This window comes from Deltaproteobacteria bacterium GWA2_45_12 (assembly GCA_001797365.1).
In the GTDB taxonomy this organism is placed as follows: Bacteria; UBA10199; UBA10199; order UBA10199; family UBA10199; genus UBA10199.
In genome coordinates this window covers 53,077-79,669 of sequence record MGPH01000059.1, presented here as the reverse complement: position 1 = coordinate 79,669, position 26,593 = coordinate 53,077, and the positions used below count along the sequence as shown (strand labels likewise).

The window sequence follows — 26,593 nt, the reverse complement described above, 5'->3', positions numbered from 1 at the left end:
TATCCCTTTAAACACATGGCAGCCCCAGTCACAATGGCTCGTGTGTCTGATTGGGTTCCTCTTCTATCGGCAGGACATTTTTCTTATCTGACTATCTGGCTTTTTCTGGGATTGTGTCTGATAGCTGGAATAGGGCTTCTTTTTTCTTATCGGGATGTTCCAAAAAACTTGGGACTTATTTTAGCATCGCTTTATTTTTCTTTTTTGGCCTTTAAGCATCAACGTTTCGTTTTTTATGCTGTAGTGGTGATGTTTGTTTTGTTGGGAAGTTTAAGTTCTCTTAAATGGGTACGGGAAAAAGCAGGAGAGTTTTTTTTGCGGGTAAAATTTCTTCTGTTGGGAATCCTTGTTGTGATCCCTTTATTGTGGGCCAGAAATGGCTGGATTCAAGGGGCGCGGTACAATGCTGAACAAGGCCGTCTGGATTTTATTTTAGGAAGATCTCTCAGTGTTGGATTTGATCATTCTGCTTTTTCGTGGGCGGGAGGAAATTATTTGTTTGCATACCCTCCAAAAGGAGCTGTTTATAATTCGATGGATTTGGGGGGATATCTGATTTTTCGTTTATGGCCGCGTAATAAGGTTTTTGTGGACACCCGCACTCCTGTTTACGGAGAAGAGTTTTTGCATCAGGTGATGGGCGTGGCCAATAAACCGGATGAACTAACCAAACTTTGGGAAAACTTGGGCGTTAAAACCCTGGTGCTTTCAAAAGCACATTTGGGCCAGAACAAACCCCTGGCCGATTATTTGCAATCCCAAGAGGACTGGGAAGTCGGTTATGATGATTCTTTGATGGGTGTATGGGTGAAAAAGGAGATTTGGTGAAGATCGGTTTATTAAAAGAAACAAAGAAGAATGAAGGGCGAGTGGCGTTAACTCCTGAAAATATTGGCGCGCTTGTTCGTACGGGCCATCGTGTATGTGTTCAGAAAGGGGCGGGGGAACTTTCCTCTTTTGCCGATAGCCAGTACAAAAAAGCAGGGGCCCGCTTATTACATTCATCTAAAGAAATTATTTTGCAATCAGACCTTCTGCTTAAAGTAAAAGAGCCCACCATGGAGGAACTTGAATGGATGCGGCCTGGCCAGATGATTTTTTGTTATTTGCATTTGGCGGCTTTCCCCAGGCTTACCCAAAAAATCCTTCGAAAAAAAATCATCGCCCTTGGTTATGAGACATTGCAAGCCCCCGATGGGCATTTGCCTCTTTTAATCCCCATGAGTCAGATTGCCGGTCGCCTGGCCACCCAAAATGGCGCCCATTTGTTACGCATTGATCAAGGAGGGCGCGGTGTTTTGATGGGGGGCACCGACAAAGTTCCTGGGGCTACGGTGGTGATTTTAGGGGCGGGAGTTGTGGGGGAAAATGCGGCGCAGATGGCCATGGGCCTTGGAGCCACCGTGCATATCTTGGATGTTTTTGAAAAACGCCTTCAAAATTTGAAGAGAAAATACGGGGACCGTTTGCATGTCCACCCTTCAACATCCAGGTGGAGAGCCAAGCTGGTTCCTATAGCTGACTTGCTTATAGGAGCGGTTCTTATTCCCGGAGCCAAAGCGCCCAAACTGGTTTCCAAAACTTTGGTCAAAAAAATGAAGAAGGGTTCCGTCATCATTGATGTCGCTGTCGATCAGGGAGGCTGCATTGAAACTTCGGAAGTAACAAGCCACGAAAATCCCGCCGTCGTCAAACATGGTGTGCTGCACTATGGGGTTCCTAATATTCCTGCAGTGGTTCCCTTGACCTCTACTTTGGCCTTAAGTACCGAAACCTTCCCTTACGTTTTGCGTATTGCCCATTATGGCTTGGTGGACGCTTGTAAGCGCTGGCCCGAACTTAAAGGGGCGATCAACTGTTACGAAGGTAAAATCATCCATCCTGCCTTGTTGTAATATAAAATTCAAAAATTTTGTAGTTCGAAGACAAGAGGATATTAAGGATGTAACATGGATTTTTTTGAGCAACTTTCCCCAAATTCAATCGAAAAGAGAGCATGTCATCCATTGCTAAAACACCCCCCACTTCCCCAGGAACTGTATCCATGGAGGATAAGCTTCCTGCCGACCCATCGGGACAGGGCGAACCTATGGCTGCTGGGGCACAGTCTGCATCGGGTCCCGATACTTTTGTGGCGGGTGGAGTTTCTTCTTCTGCTGCCACAGCTATGTTTCCGGTTTTAGATCCGGTTATCCAGGACGATGTAGCCGATGTGGTGGAATGGTTTCGGGAGGATGATACTGACATCCTGCCGCAAGTAGAAAAATATATCCATGGACCCTATCGGGAACATATCCGTATCAGCAGTGAAAATATCCTGAAAATGGCGGACAAAATAACCCGTGGCCATCGAGGAGATCCAGACTCTTCCAAACGACCGCTGGTCATGATCCTGGGTGCGGGCCCTTGCACCGAGATCCCACTTAGAAAATTAGCAAAAGATTTTAGGGTGATTCTTGTAGATATAAGCCTTGAAGATATCGACTGTGCCCGTAAAAATTTGCCGAAGGAATTGCAGCCCTATGTAGAATTGAGGGTGCGGGATGTTTCGGGAGGTATTACAGCCAAGTGGGTGCGTGGCGCCAAAGAAATCCTTAAACGGAATCTTAATATTTATCTCACACGTGCGCGTTATTTGGATTTACTTACCGATCTAGAAAAACAGGTGTCGGATGTTGATCCCACTGCAGGTGAAGATGTCGACTTTCTTATTTCCACTTTTGTCAGCAATGAGATGGCCTGGGGTCCGGATGCCGTATTTTCCAACCGTTTTTTGGAAAAATATAAAACTTCATTTTCGACAAAAATGGGAAGGGAAGTCTTTGAAAAACTGGCATGGAAAATGACTCAAACGCATGTGCAAGGTCTGGCACGGTTTGCCAAGAGAAAGGGGCGTCTGGTTTATTTTCAAACAGAGATCACTCATCGAAGGCCTCGCAATGATTTTTCATTTATTGTTAGCCCCGGGAACAAACCTGTGAATGATCTCAGCAAACTGGTTGAGGGGATAGAAGGGATTGATATTTCTGCTCCACTACAAGCCTCCTGGCAGTTTCCGGTTCGGCCTGGCCATACCATGTTTGAAGTAGGTGCGCTGGGGATGGCATCGGTGGTGGTTCCAGCAGACCCGTCCCCAGAACCTCCGCGAGGAAGTAAAAGAGTTCCAACAACTTCATCTTTATCTGCTCAGGGTGCGGTTTCCAGCATTCAATCTGGAAATAAAGGTCCTCACCGGGGACAGAGAACCATCCATAGGGGAGTGGTTCGTGGGTTGAGTCCCACTCATACCCGAATGCCGCGTGTGCCTGGATTAACAGGGATGGCTCGGGTTTTGGCTCGCTGATGGTTTTAAATAACGCAACCTTTTCTTCATCCTGCCGAGATTAAAAACATTCCAATTCAATGGGAGGTTTATGCCTGTATTGCTGAACACATTTCGGCCTGTGAGTGGTTTTGGTCCCAGGAGTTTTGCGCCTCGACGGATTTCTTTGAGCGTGATGCATCCTGCAAGCAAACCTCAAGTTAGACCGTCTCCGAATAGTTTGGCTTCTCTTTCTGGTGCTTTTAAGTGGGGAAGGAGAGTGGATTTGGGAATTTTTGGTAAAACGGTTTCCCCACAACCTTCTTCACCTGATTTTAACGACATCACTCATCCTAAAAAACGGCCCTATGAACAGATGGGATCCGCGCTTTTTGCAGGGGGTATGGTGGCGGCATCTGTGTTTGATCCTACGCTAGCGAATTCCCTCATGGTTCTTGGCGGTGATGCCAAAGGGCATGTGAGTACCGCCCTGACAACCTTATCAAACCTCTGGGTGAACCTGCGTGGAGGAAACTGTGTGTGGGAGGTCTGGGTCGATAATGAGCATCGAGAGGCTTTTTATGATGGGATTCGTGGCGCTGTTTTTAATTATCTTGAAACCAACCGATCCCGTTTACACCCCAAGCTTATCGATCCCAATCGTTTGGTTGATTATGTGCAAGCAAGATGTGCCGCAGGCGTTTTAAAAGAGTCGGCCATCGGGGAATATTTAAGAACCTTGGAAGCTTTTTATGAGCGTATTCAGTTTAAAGAAACAGGATTTCCCCATAGTTTCAATTTTGATTGGGATTCGGGCAAAGTTGTCATTTCTCTTTTGCCGAACGGAAACATTTGTGTGGAGCCGAGATATTTTTCTGAATATTCCCGCAAACAATGGGCCGCTATTACAGGAATTTTCCAAACTTTTGGTTCTGTTGTCGAAGGAATTGAAGAACTTGAATTCGGGGACGAAGCCGCTGTGGGTATGGTGGGGGCTAGTTGGGCAGGGCATTGTCTTTCTACCTTGGATGCAAGGCTTGTTGTGAAGGGGATTGAAAATCTGCCTCCTTCATCCCGGGGTTTTCTCATTGATGTTACCCACACAGGGGGCAGTATTTCCGAGGGCCCCCCCTTACTTTTGGCGGCCCAGATGCTTGGAATGAATTTTCGTGCGGTGGCCAGAAAAAACGTTCCTGTTCTTGGTCTTTTCCTTCAACTGGCAGATGGCACACGCAGCATCATGATTGACCGTGAAAAACCGCGGCAAGCACGGCAAAAAATAAAGGCGGATTCAGAAAAACAGGCGCTCACTGGGGCCACGGCTCGCCATACTTTTGTTTTTGGGTCGGGGACGCGAAGTGAAAGAGAAGAGGATGAGAAGGGGAATCTTGTTCATTCCCGGTTGCATCCCCATAAAACCCAGGTGGTGTTTATGTCGCTTATTTCAGGCCAACCCATTGTCCCCACCGTGGTGAACGGGGCTGGCATTATTGATCCCAAGGGAACTTGGGGATGGGTTGTCAAGGGGCAGACCATTGAAGTCATTTTTGGCAAACCCATTGATCCCAAACCCATTTTGGCCAAGCACCGGGAAGCCCTTTTAGGACTTATAAAACCTGGTGCGTATAGACTTACTGAAAAAATTTCTTCCGGAAAGAAAAAAGGCAAATACGAGACAAAACTAATGTCATGGCCCGAATCTTTTACTGAAGATGATTGGCAACAAGTTCTTAAAGAAGTCTTGTATTCTTACCATGTTGAAGGGGTGGAAATAATTCCCTTGGATGAAAAAGCCCAAAACAAATTCAAACAAAGAACGGGGCTTGAATGGGAAACAGTTTTGGAGACGGTATCGTATGGGGTTTTTAAATTGATCCAGCCGGACTTTTACGGGCCGATTCTTCAATTCTGGAAGGACAATTACAAGGGCCCCATTGCCCAAGAAGATGAACAATGGGTCGGATGAAAATCAATTTTTTTGACGAAACAAGCTTAAAATAAGCCCAAAGCTGATTCCAAAGGTAAAATGCAGGAAAAGCCCCACCCATAAAGGTGTGATCATGCGAAGGTAGGGATCAAAAGTGGGCATGAAGAGTTGAAAGCCGAAAACCCAAACAATGGCGCTTGTCACCCAGCCTAAAATGACCAAAGAAAGAGGGGAACTTTTTTCGTTTACCAATTGGGCAAAGAGGGAACCATAAAGGATACACAGACTGGCATGCAATGAAGCTCCGTAAGCCATGATGAAGACAGGGGCGTCAAAGGCTAAGGCCTCGCCCCCATAACGGATGGCGGCCAACAACTTAAGGGACTGGCTCCAATCGCCAAAGGTTTTGGCAGTAAAGATGGAGGCGATGACCATGGCCAATATCCCAGCACCCAGGGCACTGAAAATACCGGATAAAATCCATCTTAAGTTAAAGCGTGTCCAAATGTGAGTAATTGTATTGAGTTCGGAGTTTGTTGTCATAGGGGGCCCGAAATACTTAAAAAGTGTTTTTTGGGCAAGAAATTTCTCCATTTTTTTCTCCATTTCATTTTCATTTTCTTGACAAGCTCGGGGCACTCCACTATAAAATTTCCAGCTTATTTTTTGAGGCATTTGAAAATTGAATCCCAAGAAAGTACACAATTTGCCAGTTTCATAAAACCTCCCAATGGGAGGTTTTTTTTTGACCATGAAAAAACTGCTCGATACCAAACAACTTAAAGAGACCATTTCTTCCATGGCCGATACTTTGCTGGCTAGCTGGAAAAAAGGGGGCCTCAATATGCAGGACGTGGCTTTTGTGGGGATTCGTACGCGAGGGGTGCCCCTGGCTGCCCGGTTAAAACTTGAAATCGAGGGCAGAACCAAACAGAAGGTCAATATGGGGATTTTAGATATTACCCTTTATCGGGACGATCTATCCCAATTGGCAGAATACCCGGTCATGAAAAAAACTGAGATCGATTTTTCGCTGGAAGGAAAAACGATCTATTTGGTGGATGATGTTTTGTATACGGGACGCACAGTTCGGTGTGCGCTGGATGCCTTGTTTGATTTTGGTCGCCCCAAGGCGGTCAAGCTGGTGGTGATGGTGGAACGCAATGGGCGTGAGCTTCCCATTCAGGCGGATATTACGGGAGTGCGTTACGATGCCAAGCCCGGGGATAACGTCAAAGTCAAGTTTGTTGAAACCGATGGCGAGGATGGAGTGGGGGTGCTTGAATAAATGATGAAATTTGAAAGAAAGGATTTGTTGGGTATTGAAGATCTTTCGCGTAAGGAGATTGAATTTATTCTTCATACAGCCCGCACCTTAAACGAGGTTTCAAACCGCGCAGTCAAAAAACTTCCCACGCTCCGTGGAAAAACAGTCATTAATTTATTTTTTGAAAGTTCCACACGCACGCGCACTTCTTTTGAAATTGCCGGCAAAAGATTATCGGCCGATGTCATCAATATTTCAAAAAGTGGTTCTTCAATTGAAAAGGGAGAAAATCTTTTAGATACAGCCAAAAACCTTGAAGCCATGGGACCGGATATTATCGTATGTCGACATTCCTCGGCAGGCGTCCCGTGGGTCTTGGCCAAAAATTTGAAAGCTTCGGTCATTAATGCGGGGGATGGGGCCCATGAGCATCCTACCCAGGCCTTGCTTGATATTATGACCGTGCAAGATGCCAAGGGTAAAACCGATGGACTCAATATTAGTATCGTGGGGGATATTGCTCATAGCCGTGTAGCCCGGTCCAATATTTATGGTTTTTTGAAAATGGGAGCCAAGGTAACGGTTGTGGCCCCCTATACCATGATGCCCCATGGGATTGAAAAAATGGGGGTAAGGGTTTCCCATCAGTTGCAAGAAGGAGTTCGCGATGCCGATGTTATTATGATGCTGCGAATTCAACAGGAACGTCTGGGGTTGGCTCCATTTTCTACATTAAGGGAATATTCACAATTATATGGACTTAACCTATCAGTATTAAAGAATTGCAAGAAGGATGTAGTCATCATGCATCCGGGCCCGGTCAATCGGGGCGTTGAGATTGATGCCCAAGTGGCCGATGGCCCTTATTCTGTTATTTTAACTCAGGTGACCAACGGAGTTTCAGTACGGATGGCCTTGCTCTATCTGTTGGCAGGGGGGAAATAGTTGTGCTGATGTGCGGGGGTGCGGATGTTAATTGGGGGCTTCTAAAATTAGAAGAAAGATGAAAATGGGCACATTATTGATTACAAATGGAACGCTGATTGATCCCAAAAACAAGAAGAATGGGAAATGGGATCTTCTTATTGAAAATGGGGTGGTCAAAGATATTTTGAAATCCGGTTCCGTAGGGGCGGGTTTAAAACCCGCCCATAAAAATTTTCAGGTCATTGATGCCAAAGGGTTGGTTGTCGCCCCGGGCTTTGTTGATTTACACACCCACTTAAGGGAACCCGGCTTTGAATACAAAGAAACCATCGAAACAGGGACAGCTTCAGCCGCGGCCGGAGGTTTTACTTCAGTGTGTTGTATGGCCAACACCAATCCCGTCAATGATCAAGCCTCTATTACCCAATACATTTTAAAGCAGGCTAAAGAAAAGGGTCTGGTTAATGTTTTTCCTATAGGAGCTGTCACTAAAGGATTGGAAGGAAAAGAACTTTCTTTAATGGGGGAATTGAAAAAAGCAGGATGTGTGGCTGTTTCTGATGATGGAAAAACAGTTCGTAATGCCCAGCTCATGCGGTTAGCCATGGAGTATGCCCGCAGTTTTGATTTGCCCGTGATTACCCATGCCATTGATCCCGACTTGGCAGAGCGAGGGGTGATGAGTGAAGGATCTATGTCCACTTCTCTGGGGCTTCGCGGCATCCCCAATGAAGCTGAAGATATTATTATTGCCCGGGATATTTACTTGGCCCAACTCACCGGAGCTCGTTTGCATGTGGCCCATGTTGCCACGCGTGAAGGGGTGGAACTGGTGGCTAAAGCCAAGAAAAAGGGTTTGTCCATCACCTGTGAAGTGACTCCCCATCATTTTACACTCACCGATGATGCTGTATCCGGCTATGACACCAACACAAAAATGGCTCCCCCTCTTCGCAGTGAAGAAGACAGACGTGCGCTTATTGAAGGTTTGCGCGATGGCACCATTGATGCTATTGCCACCGACCACGCACCCCATGCGCTTATTGACAAAGAAGTGGAATATGATTGTGCCTGTTTTGGCATTGTTGGTTTGGAGACCGCTTTGGCATTGTCCCTTAAATTGGTTGAATCCAAAAAACTTAAAATTGAGGACGTTATTTCCCTGTTAACCTGGAAGGCGGCTTCCATTGTGGGTTTAAGGAAGGGAGATCTGGCTGTGGGTGCGGATGCGGATGTGGTGATTTTTGATCCAAACCAGGCATGGACAGTCCAAGCTTCGGCCTTTCAGTCCAAAAGCAAAAATTCCCCTTTCGATGGCATGAAGGTGAAGGGAAGGGTGAAAACCACGATTGTTTCGGGGAAGATTGTATATACGATGTAGGGACAATCCTAGGATTGTCCCTACGATTTCAATTTATGAAACCAGCGCATCTCATTTTACAAGATGGAACGATTTTTTCAGGGAGCTCGTTTGGCTATGCTGGTTCCAAGCACGGTGAAGTGGTTTTTAATACATCGATGTCGGGTTATCAGGAAATTTTGACGGATCCCTCTTATCAAGGGCAAATTGTGGTCATGACTTATACTGAAATAGGGAATTATGGGGTCAATGCCCTAGATGTTGAATCATCGAAAATTTATCTCTCGGGATTTGTGGTTAAAGAACTTTCACCCACGGTGAGTAATTTCAGGGCGCGGAGCGATTTGGCGGCTTATTTAAAAAAGAATCGCATTCCCGGCATTGAAGGCATTGATACACGAGCCCTTGTGCGCCACATTCGAGAGAAGGGTGCCATGCAGGCCCTTATTGTGACCGGGCCTTTAACCAACAAAACTTCTCTTGTTAAAAAAGCCCAAAAACTTCCAGGCATGGAAGGACAGGATTTAGCCAGAATTGTTAGTTGTCAGAAACCTTACCAGTGGAAGAAGGGCACCGAGTCTTTTATGCGGGCATCGAAGAATGCGAGAAGGCAGAAAAAATACAAAGTGATCGCTTACGACTTTGGCATCAAGCAGAACATTCTCCGAATGTTTGTGGATCATGACTGCCAGGTGAAAGTGGTGCCAGGAGATTATCCCGCTCAAAAAGTGTTGGCAGAAAATCCGGATGGTGTATTTTTGTCCAATGGACCCGGGGATCCGGCCATGTGTACGTATGCCATCAACAATGTCCAAAAGATTTTGGGCAAAAAACCTATTTTCGGAATTTGTTTGGGCCATCAAATCTTGGGACTGGCCTTGGGAGCTAAAACATACAAATTAAAATTTGGACATCACGGGGGCAATCAGCCCGTGATGGATTTAAGCACGCGCAAGGTGGAAATTACCGCCCAAAACCATGGCTTTGCTGTTGATTGTGAACACTTAAGTGATGTCCTGGTAAGCCACATCAATTTAAATGATCAAACCGTTGAAGGAATAAAACATAAAAAACTTGCCGCTTTTAGTGTGCAATATCACCCGGAAGCAGCCCCCGGTCCGCATGATAGCCATTATTTGTTTCAAAGATTTATTGATTTAATGAGGTAGGGGCGAACCTCGTGTTCGCCCGAGATATGCCAAAACGAACCGACCTAAAAAAAATCATGATCATCGGTGCCGGTCCCATTGTGATTGGGCAGGCCTGCGAATTTGATTATTCGGGAACCCAAGGGGTGAAGGCTTTAAAAGAAGAGGGCTATGAGGTTGTTCTTATCAATTCCAACCCTGCCACCATCATGACCGATCCCGGTTTGGCGGATGCGACCTACATTGAACCCATTACTCCCGAAGTCGTTGAAAAAATCATCGAAAAAGAACGCCCGGATGCCCTTTTGCCAACCCTGGGGGGACAGACGGCCTTAAATACCGCCATGGCTCTGGCTAAAAAAGGGGTTTTTGAAAAATATGGCGTCCAGCTTATTGGGGCCAATGTCGGGGCCATTGCAAAGGCTGAAGATCGTGATCTCTTCAAACAAGCCATGCAGAAGATTGGGCTTAAGGTTCCCAAGAGCGCCCTTGTTCATAACATAAAAGAAGGACTGGCTGCCGCCAAAGATATCGGGTTCCCTCTTATTTTAAGGCCTGCATTTACCTTGGGAGGTACAGGCGGCAATATTTCCTACACCATGGAGGAATACAAAGAGCACATCAAATGGGCTTTGGATTGTTCCCCTGTTTCCCAAGTATTGGTGGAACAATCCGTTTTGGGATGGAAAGAATATGAACTGGAAGTGATGCGCGACAGGAAGGACAATGTCGTCATTGTTTGTTCCATCGAAAATTTTGACCCCATGGGGATTCATACCGGGGATAGCATTACAGTGGCCCCCGCCCAAACCCTTACCGACAAAGAATACCAGTTCATGCGCAATGCCGCCTTGGCCATTATTCGTGAAATTGGGGTGGATACCGGGGGGTCTAATATTCAATTTGGGGTTAATCCAAAAACAGGGGAACTTGTCATCATTGAAATGAACCCGCGTGTTTCGCGTAGTTCGGCCCTGGCTTCCAAGGCCACGGGTTTTCCCATTGCCAAGTTTGCAACAAAACTGGCCGTTGGTTACACCTTGGATGAAATCAAAAACGACATCACCAAGGTAACGCCCGCTTCCTTTGAACCCACCATCGATTATGTGGTCACCAAAATCCCCCGATTCACTTTCGAAAAATTTCCCCAAGCCGATGACCGCCTGACAACCCAGATGAAATCGGTGGGCGAGGTCATGGCCATTGGCCGTACCTTTAAAGAATCGCTCCAAAAGGCCATTCGCTCCCTTGAAATTGGCACCTATGGTTTTGAAGAACAAAACTTAAAATCAACAAATAAGGCATCGCGTTTAAAAGAGCTTAAAGAACATTTAAAAGTGGTGCGCGGCGATCGTTTGTGGTGGGTGGCCCAAGGCTTTCGCGAAGGGTTAAGCGTTGATCAAATTTTCAGGGAGACATTTATCGACCGGTGGTTTTTGGTCCAGATCAAGCAGATTGTCGATTTGGAAAAAAATATCAGGAAGCTTTTTTTGAAATCAAAGGACAAAAAGTTCGGTACGCTTTCCTCAAAGCATGCTCCCTTATTTTTGCAGGCTAAAAAATGGGGATTTTCTGATCGGCGTTTGGCCAAGCTTACAGGTCAAACAGAAGATGGCATTCGTTCTTTCCGTGAAAAAAACAAGATCGTTCCCGTTTACAAGCGTGTGGATACTTGTGGGGCCGAGTTTGAAGCGTTCACACCTTATATGTATTCCACCTATGAACAGGAAAACGAAGCCCAGCCCACGACAAAAAAGAAGGTGGTTATTTTGGGCGGTGGTCCCAACCGCATTGGTCAGGGCATTGAGTTTGATTATTGCTGTGTGCACGCAAGCCAGTCCCTTGCCGAAGAAGGTTTTGAGACCATCATGATCAACTGCAATCCGGAAACGGTTTCAACCGACTACGACACTTCCGATCGCCTGTATTTTGAACCGCTGACCAAAGAGGATGTCATTCGTGTTTTGCAGGAAGAAAAGCCGGATGGAATTATTGTCCAGTTTGGAGGACAAACGCCGCTCAAATTGGCGGTTCCATTATACCAATGGGGCGCTCCCATTATCGGGACAAGCCCCGATGCCATCGACCGCGCTGAAGATCGGGAACGTTTTGCGGCCATGCTTGGTAAACTCAATTTACGTCAGCCCAAAAACGGCATCGCCCGTTCCACCGAAGAGGCCATTGTCATTGCCAAAAAGATCGGATACCCCGTTTTGGTTCGTCCTTCCTATGTTTTAGGAGGAAGAGCCATGGAAATTGTTTATGACGAAGATGATTTGAAAAAATACATGACAACAGCGGTGCAGGCTTCTGAAGACAGGCCCGTTTTGGTTGATCAATATCTGGAAGGAGCCATCGAAGTGGATGTGGATGCCCTCTGCGATGGTAAAGACGTTGTTATCGGCGGCATCATGGAACATATTGAACATGCCGGTGTACATTCAGGAGATAGTGCTTGTTGTTTGCCTCCTCATTCATTGGCAATTTCGGTGATTAATTCAATCCGTCAACAAACCAAAGCCATTGCCCTTGAACTTGAGACCAAGGGATTGATGAATATCCAGTATGCGGTCAAAGACGGTGAGGTTTATATTCTTGAAGTCAATCCCCGTGCCTCACGTACGGTGCCCTTTGTTTCAAAGGCCATTGGAGTTCCCTTGGCCAAAATGGCCGCCAAAATCATGGTAGGAAAAACTTTAAAAGAACTGGGTTTTACGCAGGAAATCATTCCCCCATTCCGTTCGGTGAAAGAGGCGGTGTTCCCTTTCACCAAATTCCCGGGGGTCGATACGCTTTTGGGCCCTGAAATGAAATCAACGGGCGAAGTGATGGGGATTGATCCCGAATTCGGAATGGCTTTTGCCAAAGCGGAACTGGCCGCAGGAACCATCCTTCCCTTGAATGGAGCTGCTTTTATCAGTGTGCGGGACAAAGACAAAGCAGCCGTTGTGGCTGTGGCCCAAAAATTGTCCCATCTTGGTTTTGACATTGTGGCCACCCATGGAACAGCCAATTATCTCAAAAATCGCAATTTGAATGTCATCAGGGTGAATAAGGTACGTGAGGGCTCTCCCCATATTGTCGATAAACTGAAAGCAGGGGAGATTACCATGGTGATCAATACCCATGAGGGCAAGGCCACCGCTGTTGACTCATTTTCCATTCGTCGCACGGCCCTTACCTCGCAAATCCCTTATTTTACGACCTTAGCCGCTGCCCAAGCGGCATCCAGTGGTATTGAAGCCCTTCAAAAGAAAAAACTGGAAGTGTCCAGCCTGCAAGATTACGCCAAAAAATTAAAAGAAGATAAAGTGGCTTGAACTTGGGGATAAGGGCAATTTGTGAATTGCCCTTATGACAACGTCATTCCCTCTTCAATTGGAAACGAATATCTTCGACGGTGCTTTCAGGGATGAGTTCCTTGATTTTTTCCAGGATTTGTCTTTTTTGAAACCCGAGTTCGTTCATCCATACAGAATTTGTCACGGTCACAACAAGTATTTTTCCTTGCACATAGGTGGCTTCACATTTTGCGGCGATGGTTTCTCCAACGATTTGGGGCCATTGTTTCCAAATGGGATAAACTTTGAAGGATCGATCGGCTTTAAGGTTTTTAAGAGTTTCTTCAATAATGTGAGAGGCTTTTGTTAGAGAGGATTTTTTATTCATAGATAAGGGATTGTTTTACCTATATCGTGGATTTTCTTCTTAAAGCAATAAGGCTTTTTTGATTGACAAAACCAGCCATGGTTTTATTATCAACGGTCTTTTACGGGAGGTTTTAATGAATAAAAAAGAATTAAAGTTTTTCAAAGAATTGTTGGAACAACGTCGCCAGGAGCTTTTTAGCCAGGCAGAAAGTACCAAGGAAAAGGGGTATGTTTTTGACCCGGATGATCTTCCCGATGAAGTTGATTTGGCTTCCTCCGAAGCGGATCAATCTTTAAACATGCGTCTTCGAGACCGTGAACGCGTTCTTCTACGAAAAATCGAAAAAGCCATCAAAAAAATTGAGCAGGGAGAATTTGGTGTTTGTGAATCCTGCGGTGAAGAGATTGGGGCCAAGAGATTGGAAGCCCGCCCTGTGACAGACCTGTGCATTAATTGTAAAGAAGAACAGGAAAAAGTGGAAAAATCATTTGCTGACACCTAATGTTCTTTAAAGGCTTTTGTTAAAAGGCCACGGCGTGGGAAGAGAACGCCCCTATCCATGCAGTCCAAAGACCAACTTAAAGCACTTCTTCTTACCCTTTCTTACGAAAAACGTGAAGTGACCCTTTCTTCAGGGCTAAAAAGTAATTTTTATTTTGATGGCAAACAAACGGCCCTTCATGCCCAGGGCTCAGCCTTGATTGGGCAGCTGATGTTTGAGCTTATTTCTGAAAAGATGCCCCAAGTTGAAGCGGTAGGAGGGTTAACCTTGGGAGCTGACCCTTTGGTGAGTGCTGTTTCTGTGATAAGTGCTCTTAAAAACAAGCCCATTCATGCTTTTATCATTCGAAAAGAGCCCAAACAACATGGGACCCAGAACTGGATTGAAGGAACAAAAAATCTTAAAGCAGCCATGAAAGTGGCCATTTTGGAAGATGTGATCACAACGGGAGGAAGTTCATTAAAAGCCATTGAGCGTGCCGAAGTTTTTGGTCTGGATGTTGTGGGGGTGGTAAGTTTGGTTGATAGGGAAGAAGGGGGAAAACAAAATCTTGAAGCGAAGGGGTATAAGGTTTATTCGCTCTTTACCAAGAACGATTTGATAGGGGACAAATCATGAAAATGGTTCGATTTATTTTTACACTTTTTTTTGTTTCTATCTCTTTGTCTGCTTCTGCAGGCCCCAACTATAAAAAAGTTTTAAAAAAATGGACGCGTTCCCATCATATTTATTCCCCCCAAAATTTTAATGCTTCTCTTTTGTGGCATGCAACCCTTCTCAATACCGAGATGAAACAATCTCAGAAAAACCGTACTCATCAAGCCTACGATGTCGATGGACATTCTGTTCATTCAGCCGATTTGATGATCCCGGGTTTGGATGCCTCTCATACGGTTTTTTTCGTTTCTTTTTATTCCCAGGAAAGACGCTTTGATGACTTTTTGGATAGTCAAAAAACATGGTCGCTTAATCTTGAATGGTGCGGGAATTTTTATCAGCCTAAAATAGAAAAACTGGCCAAAAATCCCTCGCCCCTTGTAAGGCTTCTCTATCCCTATCTTGATGTTTGGTCGAAGACATACCTCGTATCTTTTGATATTCCTCCATCCTCTTGCACCAAAGAGCTTACCTTGCATTTGTCAGGCCCCGTGGCTAGGTCGGAGCTTACGTGGAAATAATTACCTCAGGGTTCCAATCCGATCTTGATGGCCGCATCTCTGAAAACGTCAGGGCTGTTCTTGTTGTTGAGTCAGCCGATTTGGCCCAAAAGATGGTTCTTGGTTTGCCCATTTTCATTCGTACATTAAGACAGCTTCGTCAGGCTGGTTTCAAAGAAATTTGGATGGTCTCCAGACACCTTGAAAATTTAAGACCCCTGTTAAACCGTTTTGGCATGCTTGAATATATCCAGTTGTCCCACGATACCCCTCATTTTGAGAGTGGTGTTTCTATTTTTTCGGCACAGTATCATTACGAGTCTGAATTTATTCGTTGGGTCCATGTCAAGAAGATCACCAATCCGAGTGATTATTTGGGAAAGATAAACCCCATGTGGTGGCATCGTTTGGAAGATTCCAAGGCCAGTTTGAAGGCGATTGAAAAAAAGATTTTTCAAAATATTAAAGACAAAACCGAAGGCTGGGTGGCTCCCCACCTTAACAAGCCTGTTTCTTTTGCGATGACCAGGCAGTTGGTTAAAACAGATTTAAGCCCCAATACCATTACTTTTGTTAATTTGGCTTTGGCTGTTTTGACAGCTCTTTTGATCATGAACAACAATTATGGGTGGAGAGTGTTAGGGGCTATTTTGATGCAGTTTTCTTCCATTATAGATGGTTGCGATGGTGAAGTGGCCAGAATAAAGATCTTATCCAGCCGCTTTGGAGCCTGGTTTGACACGATAGCGGATGACTTGGCCAATAATCTTTTTTGGCTTGGGGTTTTTGTCGGTCTTTTCAGGACAACGGGAAACACTTTTTATTTCAATGGGGGATGGGTCCTTTTTGGGCTGTCTTTTTTGGTGAGTCTTTTTCTTTATTACCAGATGATGACACGGACAAAGAGTGCCAATGTGAAGGATTTTGTACCGGCATGGTCTGATAAACCGGCATCAGCCAAAGAAGGATGGTTTGAAAAAGTGCGTCCCCTCATGAAACGGGATTTTTTTGTTTTTTTAATGTTTGTATTGCTGATTCTTGATTTAAGAGTGCTGTTATTCTGGATAAGCACAGTCGCTATTAGCGCCACATTTTTGGTCCATGGGGCGTCTTTTGTTTTGTCCTTGGTGCGACGCAGGTGATGGGTCTTTGTAGAGGTCTTGTAAGGGCCTTTGTAAGGGCCTTTGTAAGGGCAATTCATGAATTGCCCTTACATGTTCTTATATAGTTTCTTCCATTTCCATTCCGAAACAATCCATAAAAAATTAAGTGGAATAGTAATGTAAAAAAAGACAAACAACAGCCCGGCTGGCGTCCATGGGGCCAAAAGAATTCCTAAAATCATGAGGGTGTTATGATGGCTTTCACCCAGCCAGCTCCACAAACGCATCACAGGAGTCAAGTTTAACCTGGCTTCCTCTTGTTGCTCTAAGGAGGGGAAGATGGATGTTTTTTGATGTTTTCCCCTTACAAAGAAATACATCTGAAAAGCCATACACACACATAAAAAACAGGTGAGAATATTTTTCTTTTTCCATTCTTCCTTGAGCAAGACTCTAATTTGAGAAAGGTCGAGATCTTTATCCGAATAACCAGGTTGTACCCGCTCGAGATATTTTATTTTTACACCATCATAGCGCCAGCAATGGACAACAAAAAAGAAACCGGCAGTCGACATGAGTAAAGTGATGTGGGGGATGGGGTGTTTGGTAAAGTAGGGACTGCGGTCCAGTAAGATCCAGAAACTGACAATCCATATCATGTCAAAAACACCATCGATGATGCGGCCAAAAGGGTTTTTATTTCCTGTAAGCCTGGCTACCTGGCCGTCACTGCAATCAAAAATGATGGCCATGACCATGCAAAGGGCGGAAGCCCAGAAATGCTCATGAAAAACAAAAAGTGAGGCTAATAACCCACTAGCCAGGCTTAAACCCGATATCATGTTTGGAGAAAATTTTAATTTAATGAAAAGGGGAACAAGCTTGTGAGCCAGTTTCCTGTAAAAAACGACATCCAGCCATTCTTCAACAGCCGCTGGCTTGAGGGATTTTTCAAAAGTCATGTTTTGGTTTGTCATGCAAGGTTCCAATTTAATCGGATGTGTTCAAGATCTTCCAATGTATCCACTTCCGACCATAGATAATCTTTTGTGGGAACAAGGGCCACTTTTTCATATTTATCCAGCGAGTTGGATATCACATCCTCATAATAAAGCTGGTTGTTTGAAGAGTTGGCAAAAGTGGTTTCCATCATTGATCTTAAAGTGAGGGCATTTTTTTCTGAAAAACGACATAAACCAATGAACTCACCATGGGCTTTGGATAAAGGAATTTTTTTCCCCAGCTCAATGATGGCATTGTCTGCGTTGGCGCGTGCTTTAAGAGCTTCTTCATCCAGGCGCTCGATGCGTATATCTGTCACCATGGCATTTTTGGAGTCTGTTTCAAGGCAAAGATTCAAAAGTTTTGGATCAAACAATAGGTCGCCATCAAATAGGACAAAAGATCCGGTGAGTTGTTTTAAAGCCAGGAATAGGGAATAGCCCGTATTGGTTTCGTTATATTTTTTATTGATGACAAACTGAACGGGCAGGTTTGGATAAGTATTGTGGATATGTTGGCTAATCTGTTCCGCCTCAAAACCAAGGACAATGATGAATTTTTTGATGTGATGGTTCAGACAGGTTTTAATGGTCCTTGAAATAAAAGATTCTCCCGCTATTTCAAGAAGGCATTTGGGTTTATTAAGTGTAAGAGGATGGAGTCTAGTTCCCATGCCTGCAGCAAGAATGATGGTTGTGTAATTCATTTTATCTTGGTGGGGAACCCCCGATTTAAAAATCATGCATGAAAAAATCCGCACCACTTCCCGTATTTGACATGCCACCGGCTTCAGCATCATCTGTTCCTGCGCCCAGCGGGACATCAAATTGTTCAAGCTCAACTTCTTTGGGATATACAAACTCGGTCACGGGAATATCTTTGAGAGCTTCTTGCATATAATACAAAAAAATGGGAGCGGCGGTTTTCCCGCCCGTTTCACGGGAACCGATTTTTTTGACCTGGTCAAAACCCACCCAGACCCCGGCAAATAGTTCAGGGGTAAACCCGACAAACCATGTGTCCGATTCTTCATTGGTGGTTCCTGTTTTTCCTGCGGCGGGTCTTTTAAGTTCTTTGACTTTGTATCCCGTTCCAAAATTGACGACGTCATTCATCAAATGCATCATGGTGTAAGCGGTCTTTGGAGAAATGGCATATCCTTGGGGGATATAATTTCCGTAAAGTATTTGTTTTTCGATATCACTTAAGGTGAGTTTGTCTTTTTTGATCCATTCCTCACCTTCCTTCAAGCGGTTCGGGTCAAGTTGTACTTTCACTTTAACAGGTTCGGCGGTGTCGTCAGGGGCAGGGTTTACGACAGGAGCTTCCTTTTTTGGCTGTGCATTAAAAGCGATTCTTTCCTTGGGAACGTATTCTTCAAGTGTATTTCCATAACGATCAACAATTTTGGTGATAAAAACAAGATCGGGCAAAACACCTCCTGTTGCAAATACTCCAAAGGCACGGCTTACTTCAAAAAGGCGCATGTCGTTGGCTCCCAAGGCCATGGCATAATATTTTTGAATGGGGGACTCGACTCCCAGTTTTCGGGCATAGGCATCTATATATTCAACACCGATGTCCATGAGAATACGTACGGAAACAATGTTTCGCGAAAAAACGAGCCCGTTCCTGAAAGGAGTGGGGCCCTTGTATTCACCTCCATAATTTTGAGGGGACCAAAATTTTCCGGGGAGATATTCATAATAAATGGGAGAATCATCAATGATGGTTTCAGGCGTGTAGCCTTTGTCGAGGGCGGCTGAATATAAAAGGGGTTTGAAAACCGAGCCTGTTTGCCTGAAGGCCTGCATCGCCCGGTTGTATTCACTTTTTGAAAAATCTTTTCCTCCCACCATGGCTTTGACAAACCCGGTGTGTTGATCATAGGAAAAAAGGGCACTTTCAGCTTCAGGAATTTGTTCCAGGCTGAAGTAGGTTTGTCCTTTGGCATAGCCCTTTTCCTGATATTCCTTTTCGGAAGGTTCCTTTAATTTAACCCAAATAACATCTCCTTGGTAAAAAGTCCCCTTGGGATCTTTTACATAGGTGGCGTCATCATAACCTGCTGAGTTGAGATTTCGCTTACGGGCCCATTTGTAGTCGTGGACACGTATCAAACCGGAAATATTTCCAACCAAAACATTTACGGTTTGCCCTTGAGAATCAAGTTTTGTGACCACCGCTTTATAGTAAGTGTTGGGAGCTAAGGGAGCTTTTGTTTTCAGGATTTCGTCGTCGGGAAGCGGGTGCATAAAATCCCAGTTTGGGTTTTCACGAGTAAGGCGTAGTTGTTCTTTTTTTGTGAAATTACGGATAGAGTCTTCTGAGTCGAGTTTTTGCAATGGGCCAGAATAACCCTCCCGTTTATCTAATTCGGCCAAACCTCTTGAAACGGCTTTGTCAGCAGCTTGTTGCATTTTCAAATCAAGAGTGGTGTAAATTTTAAGCCCATGAGTATAGGGAACCTGCTCGCCATATTTGGCCTGAATGGTTCTGCGGACATATTCGGTAAACCATGGGGCATATTGATTGTTATATTCCTTGTCTGTGCCCGCCTTGTAAACGGTAAGATGGGCCTGTTTGGCTGTTTTGGCTTGTTCTTTGGTGATATAGCCCACGGCATACATCCGGTCGATAATGTATTCCTGACGGTTTTTGGCCATTTTGGAATTGGTCAGGGGGGAATAGGTGGAAGGGGCCTTGGCCAAACCTGCAATCAGGGCGGCCTCGGCAATGTTTAGCTCCTTGGCTGATTTGTGAAAATAATTTTGGGCTGCCGCTTCAATGCCGTAGGCACGGTTCCCAAAGAATGTCTGATTCAAATAAAGATATAAAATTTCATTCTTGCTGAATTTTTTTTCAATTTCGGTGGCAAGCATGGCTTCTTTTATCTTGCGTTCGAAGGTGCGTTCACGAGTCAAAAGAAGGGATTTGGTGACTTGTTGGGTGATGGTGGAGCCCCCTTGGACAACGTGGCCGGCTTTCAGGTTTTCGAGCATGGCGCGGGCGATACCCCAATAGTCAATTCCCTTGTGATCATAAAACCGGTCATCTTCACCGGCCACAACAGCCTGAATGGCCACTTTGGGAAGTTCTTCCGGTTTGAGCAAGATTCTTTTCTCCGTCCAGAATTCGCCGATCTTGCTTTCGTTTTTATCGTAAACTTCGGAAACAACGGGAGGATTGTAGTCTTGAAGAGTGTCTAGTTTGGGAAGATCGTTTCGATAGTAGGCAATAAGACCTGTAAAACTGATGAGAAGAAATACAAAAAAAGCCAGGATGCCATAGATGATTCCCCTGACCAATTTAGTAAGCTGCCTTGCATTTGAATTTGATTTTTTCCTTCTCATGAAACCAATTCTTTTAACATAGTCGCCTAAAGGGGGACAAGGAATTTGGCGTGTCGGTAGCCTTTTGAATTAAGAATTGATTTGCCCGAGGATCCATCCTATAAAGAAAAACCACTTTTTTAAAAAGCGCGAGTGGCGGAACTGGCAGACGCACTAGATTCAGGTTCTAGCGGCCGCAAGGCTGTGGGGGTTCAATTCCCCCCTCGCGCACAAATTTGCGGTAGCAAATTTGTTCCGATACACGATACACGGAAGGAAAACTTGCAAAGCAAATGTTGAACAAACTAACAGTCTGTTGATAAACTCAAATTGACCCTTCGACAAGCTCCCTCCAGAGGCGGGCAAGCAGGGTGTCCATTATTTTTCAATTACCTATAGGACATGGTGAGCTCCGTCGAACCATGAAATGGGACTTTATCAACAGACTGCTAATACAAAGTATAAAAAAACCAACTTTTGCCTTCCACATAAATCATGAAATCAAAACACCATTTTTCTCGTCAAAAAAAAATACATTCACCTAAACCTGAAAAATCTAGCCAGAAAAAACTTGTCGGCAGCTTAAAACTGCATCGTGATGGGTATGGTTTTGTTCTGCCTGATAACCCCGATGAACCCGATGTTTTTATTCCTCCGCGCTTTATTAACGGGGGGCTGCCCGATGATAAAGTTGAAGTGGATGTTTGGGCGACCCCGGGTGATCTGCGCCGGGAAGGCCGCATTCTACGGGTTGTCGAACGTGGCCGCAAACGCTGGATCGGAACCTTGGAACAAAAGGGGCGTGTTTTTTTCGTTGTGAACCATGATTATTCAACCGACATCGTCATGGTTGTTTCGGGGAAAAATCTCAAATCGTCCCTTGTTGGCAAACGGGTTTTGGTTGAAATTGATGATGCGGGGGCCTTTTCAAACCCCATGACGGGGCAGGTGGTTGAAGTGTTGGGGGCTCCCCTTGAAAAAAACACGGAAATCGCCTCCATTTTGGCCAAGCATGCCATCGAGCGCGAGTTTCCCTCCGCCGTTGAGCACGAATCAAAATTATTAAGTGATTCTCTTGATGAACATGAAGTTTTAAAACGAATTGATTTGCGGAAAATTCCGCTTATCACCATTGACGGAGAAACGGCCCGTGATTTTGATGATGCTGTTTATGCCACCAAAAAAGGGAAAAATTATCTTCTCTATGTTTGCATTGCCGATGTGGCCCATTATGTAAGGCTTGGGAAACCACTTAATGCCGAGGCCTTCAAGCGTGGCACCTCTGTTTATTTTTCCGATTTCTGTGTGCCCATGCTTCCTGAAAAACTTTCCAACCATCTTTGCAGCTTAAGGCCCAATGAAGATCGGCTGGTTCTCTGTTGCGAAATTGAATTTGGCCCGGATGCCACCCCGCTTCATGTTCGTTTGTATGAAGCGGTTATGAACAGCTGGCATCGCGCGACTTATACCGAGGTGCAAAAAGCGCTTGATTCCCATTTTCATCAAACCCGTTTTCAACCCAAAATCATTGAAAGCATCAAGGCGATGAAGGAAGTGGCCGATTTGCTCATCAAACTTCGCAAGGACAGGGGAGCCATTGAATTTGATTTGCCGGAAGCGAAAGTTATTTATGATGAAGCCGGCCAAATGATGGCCATTAGCAAGACGGAGAGGTTCTTTGCCCATTTACTTATCGAGGAACTCATGATCGCCGCCAATGTCGCTGTGGCTACTTATTTTGCGCAAAATCATATTCCCCAAATCTATCGTGTGCATGAAGAACCGGATGCTTTCAAGCTGGAAGAATTTGAAAAATTTGTGAAAGGGCTTTCCATTAAAAAGCATGTGGACCGTCTGCGGCATCCCAAGGATTTTGCCCATTTTTTGGCGTCCATCCATGCTCATCCCATGTTTGATGTGGTCAGTCAGGTTTTGTTGCGTTCGATGAAACAAGCTTCTTATTCGCCCAAGAACAAGGGGCATTTTGGGCTGGCTTTAAGAAACTATGCCCATTTCACCTCGCCCATCCGGCGTTATCCTGATCTGTTGGTGCATCGGCAATTAAAGACTTTGCTGCATTCCTCCAAAGAGGGGGTTGTTTCCTATAGTCCCAAACATGTTTCCAAGCCGGAGATCAAGCGGCATGGAGCGGCAAAGCTTCTGTCTGTTGAAGATCTGGAAGGTATGGCTGCACAGTCCTCGCGCAGGGAGCGCGAGGCCATGGAGGCGGAACGCGAAATGTTTGATTTGTACCGTGTGTGGTTCATGGAAAAATATGTGGACAATGTCTTTGAAGGGAAAGTGCGGCGGATTGTCAAGTTTGGCCTGTTTGTCGAATTGATTCCCCATTTTGTGGAAGGCCTGTTGCATGTGCGTGACATGAGCGATGATTTTTATATTTATGACGAAAAACATATCCGTTTTGTGGGCCGGAAAAGAAGAAAGTCTTTCGGCGTGGGGGACAAAGTGCGGGTATTTATCAAGGAAACTTCAGTGGCGGACCGGATGGTTTATTTGGGGATGGAGAAAAGGCACACATCATCTGTTTGACAAGTTGGTGTCTTTATTTTAAAGGGGTAAAACTTTTTTCGTGCTTGCGGCCTTGTGCCGCGGGTCACGATCCGCCTTCGGCGGATTTGCGGGAGTAGCTCAGTGGTAGAGCTCTTCGTTGCCAACGAAGAGGTCGCGGGTTCGAGCCCCGTCTCCCGCTCATTTAAATGAGTTAGTAGGGGCGAATCTTGTATTCGCCCAATAATGAATTTTCCCTCACGCCCTCCGAAAAGCCATCATATATCCCCAATTAAATGTTCCTGCGCGGGCAAAACGGTTAGAGGCTCGAATTCCCATTTCGGAGGCAAAGGGACGGTAGGGTTTTATGCCCATTTCCCGTAATTGATTTCCATGAAAAGGACGGGGCGCATAGGCAAGGGTTGTGATTTTCCCTCTTTTTTCCTCCAAATGAGCCACAGATTCAGCCAAAACATGGAGATCTTCAGTGACCAAAAAACCAAGGCCTCCCGGTTGTAAAACATCAAGACTGGTGTCCAGCATGCTTTTGGCACTGTGCGCCAATTGATCTCCATCGGTCGAGCACGGGTAAAAAATAGAACTGACTCGAGCTCCATGCCGTCCTGCTGTGTGAAGCGAGGTATCATGCAGACCTTGATAAAAAGAAGATGAGTCAGGCACACCGCGAGTTTGGGTTAAAACTGTATATGTGGCATTGCTAGGATTGTTACGTCCGTGGGGACGTCCCAATGTTTTTTCTTCTTGAACACTCAAGGACTCATCCAGATCCAAACCTAAAAACGAGGCCATAGAAAATTTTCGGGCCAATTGGCATAGGGTGTCCCCATTCCCTGTTCCTAAATCAATCCATAAATCTCCCTGACTCAAGGTAAGACCTCCAAGCAGAGCTGCCATAGTGGCTAGATTCACTTCAACATGGTTTGTTCTGCGAAAGGAAGGAGGGGGCCATGTAAATAAATTCCGCCAGGAAAAGAAAAGGGGTGCGGTGTATTTTTGAAGCAGGACATTGTCAATCACATCTTCATCAAACGAATCGATAGGAGATTCGGGAAAATCCAATTCCAAGGGGCTTAATAATTTTGGATGTTCTGTCAACTGGCCGAGCATGGGTTCATGATCGCGCATGCGAATCAATAAAGTGCGGATGTAGCTTAGGGTCTCCTTAAGTTGCAGAGGCCAAACATCGGCTTGCGACAAATAAACTTTAATTTGCGTAAGGATTCCTTCAGCTGATTCACGTAAGTTTTCGCCTAATTGTACCAAGGCCCTTATTTGAGTGGGGGTTGGTTTGCCTTTGTGTGATTTGAGAGCCTCCAACCGTCTTGTTTCAGTGCCTAAATCTATAGCGATGCGTATTGAAAAGGTCCCTAAAATTTCTTTTCTTTCTTCGGTCCCTTCCCGCCCACCAAACGCCAGATAAAGACCATGTTCAAAAGCTTGCAGAAGTTCAAGGGGTGTGGCGTCAGGACGGGTAACATGATCCACCCAGTCTTGGAATGGGGGGACAAAAAAATCCCGCGAAGCGGCCTGTATTTGGGAGACGATGGAGCTCATGGTTTTTTCCGGTTTGGTAACTTATCGGAAGGGGAAGGAAAAAGTTGTTGCAAAATTTTGTTGATTTATACTCCATTTGGAGTATAAGTGGGGTATGAAAGTCAAGACATCAATCACACTATCTTCTTCTGTTTTAAGTCGACTCGATCGGGCCCTGGGGCAGGACGAAACCCGGTCCGAAATCATTGAAAAGGCCGTTCTTGCCTTTTTGGAACAAATGGCCCGAACGCTTCGGGAAAGTCGGGATTTAAAAATACTCAACAAGAAGGCCAGGGCTTTGAACAAAGAGGCGGAAGATACGCTTAGCTACCAGGTGGATTTATGAAACGAGGAGATCTCTACAGGGTTTACAAACCGGGCAAGCAAGACCCGAAAAAATTCCGTGTATTCGTCATTGTTAGTCGAAACACATTATTGGGGTCCCAATTTTCAACCTGCATTTGCGCCCCTGTTTATTCCCGCTATGACGGCCTTTCAACCCAAGTGGCCATTGGCACCGAAGAAGGGCTCAAACATTCCAGCTCCATTCACTGTGACGAATTGGTCAGCCTTCCCAAATCATCACTCACCCATTTCATAGGATCACTTTCCCCCGAAATAATGGAAGAACTCAATTCATCCCTCAAAATAGCGCTTGCTGTGGAGTGATGGGAAGCATTGGCGGCGCCTACCAACCATTCTGCTAAGACCATTTTTAATCTCCCAGATTCCGGTTGCCGCTTTGAAAGCGATGGTTTAGTATTCTCGCCCATGTCTGAAAAAATAGATCAGTATCGCAACAAAATTGATTCCATCGACGATCAAATCCTGAAGCTTTTGTCAAAGCGCGGTGAATGTGCTCTGGCCATTGGCAAGCTTAAAGGAAAAGAGGGTGCGGCCATTCATGTGCCGGCCAGGGAAAAAAACATTTTTGACCGCCTCATTCAGACAAATCCCGGTCCTTACAAGCCTGAAGGGATTCAATCCATCTTCCGAGAAATTATTTCAGCCACCCGGGCAGTTGAAGCTCCTGTGCGTGTGGCTTTTCTTGGGCCGGAAGCCACGTTCACCCATATGGCGGCAGTTAAATATTTTGGATCTTCTTCGCAAATGTTGCCGGTTAAAAGTATCCAGGCCATTTTTGAAGATGTTGAAAAAGGACACAGCGATTATGGCGTGGTTCCCATTGAAAATTCAAGTGAAGGGGTGGTTAGCCATACCCTGGATATGTTTGCCAATTCAAATTTGAAGGTGTGTGGTGAAATGGTGCTAAGGGTAAGCCATCATTTGTTAAGCCATGAAACGGATTTAAATGCCATCAAGGTGGTCTATTCCCATCCCCAAGCCCTGGCTCAATGCCGCAACTGGCTGGCCAATCATCTTCCCCATGTTGTTCTTAAAGAAACGGAAAGTACGGCCATGGCCGCAAAGCTTGCGGCCGAAGAAAATGGGGTTGCGGCTATCGCTTCTGAAATTGCGGCCAGCGTGTATCAACTTCCCGTTTTGGAGCAAAGTATTCAGGATCAAACCCAAAACTATACCCGTTTTTTGGTCATAGGGACTCATGCTGCAGGCAAAACAGGGGGAGATAAAACATCTATTTTGTTTGTGGCCCGCGATGAAGTGGGGGCGCTCTACAAAATTTTGGGACCTCTGGCCAAGGCTAAAGTGAATCTTTCTAAAATCGAATCCCGTCCCTTGAAAAAGAAGGCGTGGGAATACATGTTTTTTGTCGATTTGGACGGACACGCCGAAGACAAGCGCATTGCCAAAGCGCTGGAAGAGGTAAAAAAACGATGCTCCATTTTCAAAATTTTGGGTTCGTATCCGAAGAGTGCCGTCGTGGCTTAACGG

At 45.3% G+C, this 26,593-nt stretch carries 23 protein-coding genes, 2 tRNA genes and 1 pseudogene (1 of these 26 cut by a window edge); 20 read left to right on the top strand and 6 right to left on the bottom strand.

Annotated elements, in window-relative coordinates:
- From A2048_03335 to A2048_03315, 5 genes and pseudogenes are all read left to right on the top strand, one after another.
- Window positions 1-91: pseudogene (locus A2048_03335) on the top strand (hypothetical protein); it begins 548 nt to the left of the window's first position.
- A complete protein-coding gene (locus A2048_03330; protein ID OGP07767.1) occupies window positions 34-828 on the top strand; it encodes a hypothetical protein in 795 nt (264 codons plus the stop codon). Before A2048_03335 ends, A2048_03330 begins: the two are co-directional and overlap by 58 nt.
- On the top strand, window positions 825-1,895 hold the full coding sequence (locus A2048_03325; GenBank protein OGP07788.1) for an alanine dehydrogenase: 1,071 nt from the start codon (window positions 825-827) through the stop codon (window positions 1,893-1,895). Before A2048_03330 ends, A2048_03325 begins: the two co-directional genes overlap by 4 nt.
- Window positions 1,896-2,044: 149 nt before the next feature.
- Complete coding sequence (locus tag A2048_03320; GenBank protein OGP07766.1) at window positions 2,045-3,343, top strand: hypothetical protein; 1,299 nt, start codon at window positions 2,045-2,047, stop codon at window positions 3,341-3,343.
- Window positions 3,344-3,581: 238 nt separating this feature from the next.
- Window positions 3,582-5,267, top strand: a complete 1,686-nt coding sequence (locus tag A2048_03315) for a hypothetical protein (protein OGP07765.1) — start codon at window positions 3,582-3,584, stop codon at window positions 5,265-5,267.
- 3 nt (window positions 5,268-5,270) lie between these two features.
- On the opposite strand, the gene A2048_03310 is transcribed toward A2048_03315, so the two are convergent.
- Window positions 5,271-5,981 (bottom strand): hypothetical protein, encoded by a 711-nt coding sequence (locus tag A2048_03310; protein OGP07764.1) that lies wholly within the window; start codon window positions 5,979-5,981, stop codon window positions 5,271-5,273.
- On the opposite strand from A2048_03310, the gene A2048_03305 reads away from it, so the two are divergent.
- The 5 genes from A2048_03305 to A2048_03285 all read left to right on the top strand — a co-directional run bounded on the left by A2048_03305 (window position 5,959) and on the right by A2048_03285 (window position 13,250).
- The gene (locus A2048_03305; GenBank protein OGP07763.1) at window positions 5,959-6,516 is read left to right on the top strand and encodes a hypothetical protein; all 558 of its coding nucleotides are present in this window, start codon (window positions 5,959-5,961) and stop codon (window positions 6,514-6,516) included. The genes A2048_03310 and A2048_03305 overlap by 23 nt on opposite strands.
- Window positions 6,517-6,519: 3 nt before the next feature.
- Entirely contained in the window at window positions 6,520-7,440 is a 921-nt protein-coding gene (locus A2048_03300; GenBank protein OGP07787.1) for an aspartate carbamoyltransferase, read from the top strand.
- A 64-nt stretch (window positions 7,441-7,504) separates the two neighbouring features.
- Window positions 7,505-8,803, top strand: a complete 1,299-nt coding sequence (locus tag A2048_03295; protein OGP07786.1) for a dihydroorotase — start codon at window positions 7,505-7,507, stop codon at window positions 8,801-8,803.
- A 35-nt stretch (window positions 8,804-8,838) separates the two neighbouring features.
- Window positions 8,839-9,951, top strand: coding sequence for a carbamoyl phosphate synthase small subunit (locus tag A2048_03290; protein OGP07762.1), 1,113 nt, complete (start codon window positions 8,839-8,841; stop codon window positions 9,949-9,951).
- Window positions 9,952-9,977: 26 nt separating this feature from the next.
- Window positions 9,978-13,250 (top strand): carbamoyl phosphate synthase large subunit, encoded by a 3,273-nt coding sequence (locus A2048_03285; GenBank protein OGP07761.1) that lies wholly within the window; start codon window positions 9,978-9,980, stop codon window positions 13,248-13,250.
- A 43-nt stretch (window positions 13,251-13,293) separates the two neighbouring features.
- On the opposite strand, the gene A2048_03280 is transcribed toward A2048_03285, so the two are convergent.
- Window positions 13,294-13,599 (bottom strand): hypothetical protein, encoded by a 306-nt coding sequence (locus A2048_03280; GenBank protein OGP07760.1) that lies wholly within the window; start codon window positions 13,597-13,599, stop codon window positions 13,294-13,296.
- Between the two features lie 115 nt (window positions 13,600-13,714).
- Between A2048_03280 and A2048_03275 the strand changes: the two genes are divergently transcribed.
- The 4 genes from A2048_03275 to A2048_03260 are packed head-to-tail and all read left to right on the top strand — an operon-like array spanning window position 13,715 to window position 16,382.
- Window positions 13,715-14,083 carry an RNA polymerase-binding protein DksA gene (locus A2048_03275; protein OGP07785.1) on the top strand — a complete coding sequence of 123 codons (369 nt, stop codon included), beginning with the start codon at window positions 13,715-13,717 and terminating at the stop codon, window positions 14,081-14,083.
- 57 nt (window positions 14,084-14,140) lie between these two features.
- Window positions 14,141-14,701, top strand: a complete 561-nt coding sequence (locus tag A2048_03270; protein OGP07759.1) for an orotate phosphoribosyltransferase — start codon at window positions 14,141-14,143, stop codon at window positions 14,699-14,701.
- Entirely contained in the window at window positions 14,698-15,261 is a 564-nt protein-coding gene (locus A2048_03265) for a hypothetical protein (GenBank protein ID OGP07758.1), read from the top strand. Before A2048_03270 ends, A2048_03265 begins: the two co-directional genes overlap by 4 nt.
- A complete protein-coding gene (locus tag A2048_03260; GenBank protein ID OGP07757.1) occupies window positions 15,252-16,382 on the top strand; it encodes a hypothetical protein in 1,131 nt (376 codons plus the stop codon). The genes A2048_03265 and A2048_03260 overlap by 10 nt, the downstream gene beginning before the upstream one ends.
- 68 nt (window positions 16,383-16,450) lie before the next feature.
- Here the strand turns inward: A2048_03260 and A2048_03255 are convergent, their stop codons facing one another.
- The 3 genes from A2048_03255 to A2048_03245 are packed head-to-tail and all read right to left on the bottom strand — an operon-like array spanning window position 16,451 to window position 20,698.
- Window positions 16,451-17,320, bottom strand: coding sequence for a hypothetical protein (locus A2048_03255; protein ID OGP07756.1), 870 nt, complete (start codon window positions 17,318-17,320; stop codon window positions 16,451-16,453).
- The gene (locus tag A2048_03250) at window positions 17,317-18,087 is read right to left on the bottom strand and encodes a hypothetical protein (GenBank protein ID OGP07755.1); all 771 of its coding nucleotides are present in this window, start codon (window positions 18,085-18,087) and stop codon (window positions 17,317-17,319) included. The genes A2048_03255 and A2048_03250 overlap by 4 nt, the downstream gene beginning before the upstream one ends.
- On the bottom strand, window positions 18,077-20,698 hold the full coding sequence (locus tag A2048_03245; protein OGP07754.1) for a hypothetical protein: 2,622 nt from the start codon (window positions 20,696-20,698) through the stop codon (window positions 18,077-18,079). Before A2048_03245 ends, A2048_03250 begins: the two co-directional genes overlap by 11 nt.
- 126 nt (window positions 20,699-20,824) lie before the next feature.
- Between A2048_03245 and A2048_03240 the strand changes: the two genes are divergently transcribed.
- The 3 genes from A2048_03240 to A2048_03230 all read left to right on the top strand — a co-directional run bounded on the left by A2048_03240 (window position 20,825) and on the right by A2048_03230 (window position 23,387).
- Window positions 20,825-20,911: transfer RNA gene (locus A2048_03240), tRNA-Leu, on the top strand.
- Window positions 20,912-21,172: 261 nt separating this feature from the next.
- A complete protein-coding gene (locus tag A2048_03235; GenBank protein ID OGP07753.1) occupies window positions 21,173-23,227 on the top strand; it encodes a ribonuclease R in 2,055 nt (684 codons plus the stop codon).
- An 88-nt stretch (window positions 23,228-23,315) separates the two neighbouring features.
- Window positions 23,316-23,387, top strand: a tRNA-Gly gene (locus tag A2048_03230).
- A 56-nt stretch (window positions 23,388-23,443) separates the two neighbouring features.
- Here A2048_03230 and A2048_03225 read toward each other — a convergent pair.
- Window positions 23,444-24,760, bottom strand: a complete 1,317-nt coding sequence (locus tag A2048_03225) for a hypothetical protein (protein OGP07752.1) — start codon at window positions 24,758-24,760, stop codon at window positions 23,444-23,446.
- 94 nt (window positions 24,761-24,854) lie between these two features.
- Between A2048_03225 and A2048_03220 the strand changes: the two genes are divergently transcribed.
- The 3 genes from A2048_03220 (at window position 24,855) to A2048_03210 (ending at window position 26,590) form a co-directional block, all read left to right on the top strand.
- Complete coding sequence (locus A2048_03220; protein ID OGP07751.1) at window positions 24,855-25,085, top strand: hypothetical protein; 231 nt, start codon at window positions 24,855-24,857, stop codon at window positions 25,083-25,085.
- Complete coding sequence (locus A2048_03215) at window positions 25,082-25,408, top strand: MazF family transcriptional regulator (GenBank protein OGP07750.1); 327 nt, start codon at window positions 25,082-25,084, stop codon at window positions 25,406-25,408. Before A2048_03220 ends, A2048_03215 begins: the two co-directional genes overlap by 4 nt.
- A 102-nt stretch (window positions 25,409-25,510) precedes the next feature.
- Window positions 25,511-26,590 (top strand): chorismate mutase, encoded by a 1,080-nt coding sequence (locus A2048_03210; GenBank protein ID OGP07784.1) that lies wholly within the window; start codon window positions 25,511-25,513, stop codon window positions 26,588-26,590.
- Window positions 26,591-26,593 lie beyond the last annotated feature (3 nt).

Bases quoted from the DNA above. Each gene is read 5' to 3' on its own strand.
- A2048_03265 (OGP07758.1), top strand. From the start codon at position 14,698: ATGAAAATGGTTCGATTTATTTTTACACTTTTTTTTGTTTCTATCTCT.
- A2048_03250 (OGP07755.1), bottom strand. From the start codon at position 18,087: ATGATTTTTAAATCGGGGGTTCCCCACCAAGATAAAATGAATTACACA.
- A2048_03235 (OGP07753.1), top strand. From the start codon at position 21,173: ATGAAATCAAAACACCATTTTTCTCGTCAAAAAAAAATACATTCACCT.
- A2048_03285 (OGP07761.1), top strand. From the start codon at position 9,978: ATGCCAAAACGAACCGACCTAAAAAAAATCATGATCATCGGTGCCGGT.
- A2048_03210 (OGP07784.1), top strand. From the start codon at position 25,511: ATGTCTGAAAAAATAGATCAGTATCGCAACAAAATTGATTCCATCGAC.
- A2048_03300 (OGP07787.1), top strand. From the start codon at position 6,520: ATGAAATTTGAAAGAAAGGATTTGTTGGGTATTGAAGATCTTTCGCGT.
- A2048_03305 (OGP07763.1), top strand. From the start codon at position 5,959: ATGGGAGGTTTTTTTTTGACCATGAAAAAACTGCTCGATACCAAACAA.
- A2048_03215 (OGP07750.1), top strand. From the start codon at position 25,082: ATGAAACGAGGAGATCTCTACAGGGTTTACAAACCGGGCAAGCAAGAC.
- A2048_03255 (OGP07756.1), bottom strand. From the start codon at position 17,320: ATGACAAACCAAAACATGACTTTTGAAAAATCCCTCAAGCCAGCGGCT.
- A2048_03270 (OGP07759.1), top strand. From the start codon at position 14,141: ATGCAGTCCAAAGACCAACTTAAAGCACTTCTTCTTACCCTTTCTTAC.
- A2048_03280 (OGP07760.1), bottom strand. From the start codon at position 13,599: ATGAATAAAAAATCCTCTCTAACAAAAGCCTCTCACATTATTGAAGAA.
- A2048_03290 (OGP07762.1), top strand. From the start codon at position 8,839: ATGAAACCAGCGCATCTCATTTTACAAGATGGAACGATTTTTTCAGGG.
- A2048_03220 (OGP07751.1), top strand. From the start codon at position 24,855: ATGAAAGTCAAGACATCAATCACACTATCTTCTTCTGTTTTAAGTCGA.
- A2048_03225 (OGP07752.1), bottom strand. From the start codon at position 24,760: ATGAGCTCCATCGTCTCCCAAATACAGGCCGCTTCGCGGGATTTTTTT.
- A2048_03310 (OGP07764.1), bottom strand. From the start codon at position 5,981: ATGGTCAAAAAAAAACCTCCCATTGGGAGGTTTTATGAAACTGGCAAA.
- A2048_03275 (OGP07785.1), top strand. From the start codon at position 13,715: ATGAATAAAAAAGAATTAAAGTTTTTCAAAGAATTGTTGGAACAACGT.
- A2048_03295 (OGP07786.1), top strand. From the start codon at position 7,505: ATGGGCACATTATTGATTACAAATGGAACGCTGATTGATCCCAAAAAC.
- A2048_03245 (OGP07754.1), bottom strand. From the start codon at position 20,698: ATGAGAAGGAAAAAATCAAATTCAAATGCAAGGCAGCTTACTAAATTG.
- A2048_03330 (OGP07767.1), top strand. From the start codon at position 34: ATGGCTCGTGTGTCTGATTGGGTTCCTCTTCTATCGGCAGGACATTTT.
- A2048_03320 (OGP07766.1), top strand. From the start codon at position 2,045: ATGGAGGATAAGCTTCCTGCCGACCCATCGGGACAGGGCGAACCTATG.